Annotated in this window: 3 protein-coding genes; all 3 read left to right on the top strand. The window is 74.2% G+C overall.

What is annotated here, in order from left to right; genetic code table 11:
- Positions 1–581, top strand: a 581-nt coding sequence (locus tag IE312_RS38985; protein WP_502266959.1) for a glutamyl-tRNA reductase, incomplete at its 5' end; no start/stop codon positions are given.
- Positions 578–1573, top strand: a complete 996-nt coding sequence (gene hemC, locus IE312_RS05815; RefSeq protein WP_189978927.1) for a hydroxymethylbilane synthase — start codon at positions 578–580, stop codon at positions 1571–1573. The genes IE312_RS38985 and hemC, both read left to right, overlap by 4 nt.
- The coding region (locus tag IE312_RS38980) for a uroporphyrinogen-III C-methyltransferase (protein ID WP_229899129.1) at positions 1570–2109 on the top strand (540 nt) is incomplete at its 3' end. The genes hemC and IE312_RS38980, both read left to right, overlap by 4 nt.

The raw sequence follows: 2109 nt of genomic DNA, 5'->3' as shown, positions 1-2109 counted from the left end.
TCGCCGCGACCGTCGCCACCGTCGGCCGGATCCCCGAGCGGCGCAGGCCCGAGCCGGTCGCGGAGCGGCCCGCGCCCTTCTTCTTCCTCCTCGACCTGGCCATGCCCCGCGACATCGACGCGGCCGTGCACCGGCTGGCCGGGGTCCGTCTGGTGGACATCGAGTCGCTCGCGGAGGCCTCCGCCGACGCACCGATGGCGGCCGACGTGGACCAGGTCCGGCGTATCGTCTCCGACGAGGTCGCGGCCTTCGGCGCGGCACAGCGGGCGGCGCACATCACGCCGACCGTGGTGGCGCTGCGCAGCATGGCCGCCGACGTCGTCGCCGGTGAGATCGCCCGCCTCGACGGCCGCCTGCCCGACCTGGACGAACGCCAGCGCGGTGAGATCCGCCAGGCCGTGCACCGGGTCGTCGACAAGCTGCTGCACGCGCCGACCGTACGGGTCAAGCAGCTCGCGGCCGAGCCCGGTGGCGCCGGGTACGCGGACGCGCTGCGCACCCTGTTCGACCTCGACCCCGAGACGGTGGCCGCCGTCTCCCGGGCCGGGGACAGCACACAGACGAAGGACCGACCGGCATGACTGAGAAGGCTTTGAGGCTGGGGACCAGGCGCAGCAAGCTCGCCCTGGCCCAGTCCGGCCAGGTGGCGGAGGCCGTCCGCCGGGCGACCGGGCGGCCCGTCGAGCTGGTCGAGATCACCACGTACGGCGATGTGTCCCGCGAGGCGCTCGCGCAGATCGGCGGCACCGGCGTGTTCGTCACGGCGCTGCGCGACGCGCTGCTCAAGGGCGAGGTGGACTTCGCGGTTCATTCGCTCAAGGACCTGCCGACCACCCAGCCCGAGGAGCTGGCCCTGGCCGCCGTACCGGTGCGCGAGGACCCGCGGGACGTCATCGTCGCCCGCGACGCCCTGAAGCTGACCGACCTGCCGCGCGGGGCGCGCGTCGGCACCGGCGCGCCGCGCCGCATGGCGCAGCTGAACGCGTACGCCCGCGCCCACGGCCTGGACATCGAGACGGTCCCGATCCGGGGCAACGTCGACACCCGCATCGGATACGTCCGGGACGGCGAGCTGGACGCGGTCGTGCTGGCCGCCGCCGGCCTCAACCGGATCGGCCGGATCGACGAGGTGACCGACTTCCTGTCGGTCGACACGGTTCTGCCCGCCCCTGGCCAGGGGGCCCTGGCGATCGAGTGCGCCGCGGTCGACGCGGAACTCGTCGCCGCGCTCGGCGAACTCGACGACCCGTTCACCCGGGCCGCCGTGACCGCCGAACGGTCACTGCTCGCCGCCCTGGAGGCCGGGTGCAGCGCCCCTGTGGGCGCGCTGGCCGACCTTCCCCCACTCTCGGCTCCGCTCGAGCGGGGGGACCCCCAGGCCGACAGGCAGATTTCCAACGAAATGCGCCTGCGCGGCGTCGTCGGCACCACCGACGGCACGCGCATGGTGCAGCTGTCCACCACCGGTCCCGTGCCCCAGACGCACGACCAGGCGTGGGCACTCGGTCGCGAACTCGCCACCGAGATGCTCTCCCAGGGCGCGGCCGGTCTGATGGGGGAGCGAGCACATTGAGCCCCACCGCCCTTCCTGCCGCCGGTCCGGAACACGGGCACGTCACCTTCCTGGGTGCCGGACCCGGAGATCCGGGACTGCTGACTCTGCGCGCCGTGGAGGCGCTGTCGCACGCGGACGTCCTGGTCGCCGAGCACGAGGTGCTCGACGTGATCCGGACGCACGCCCGACAGGGCGTCTCCGTGGTGCCGACGGACGCCGACTCGTCGGTGTCCCCGCCGGGCACGGGCACGCCCCAGCTGACGGTGGTTGACGGCACGTCAACACCCGTCGCTGTCCCGGCTGCTGCACGGGATGCCGCCCATCTTGTCATGGAGGCCGCGCGGGGCGGCAGGCGGGTCGTCCGTGCGGTGTCCGGGGACCCGGGACTTGATACGTACGCGGCCGAGGAAATGCTCGCCTGCGCCGCCGCCGGGGTGCCCTTCGAGGTCGTCCCCGGTGTCGCGGCGGCGGTCGGCGTGCCCGCGTACGCCGGTGTGCCGCTGCGGGACGCCTCGGGCGCGGACGTCCGGTTCGTGGACGCCCGTACCGCCTCC

Source organism: Streptomyces capoamus, from assembly GCF_014654935.1.
In the GTDB taxonomy this organism is placed as follows: domain Bacteria; phylum Actinomycetota; class Actinomycetes; order Streptomycetales; family Streptomycetaceae; genus Streptomyces; species Streptomyces capoamus.
Note: the sequence above shows the minus strand (reverse complement) of the source record. Positions and strands in the feature narration are given on the sequence as shown.

Excerpts from the sequence above, each read along its gene's own strand:
- hemC (WP_189978927.1), top strand. The coding sequence starts at position 578 with ATGACTGAGAAGGCTTTGAGGCTGGGGACCAGGCGCAGCAAGCTCGCC.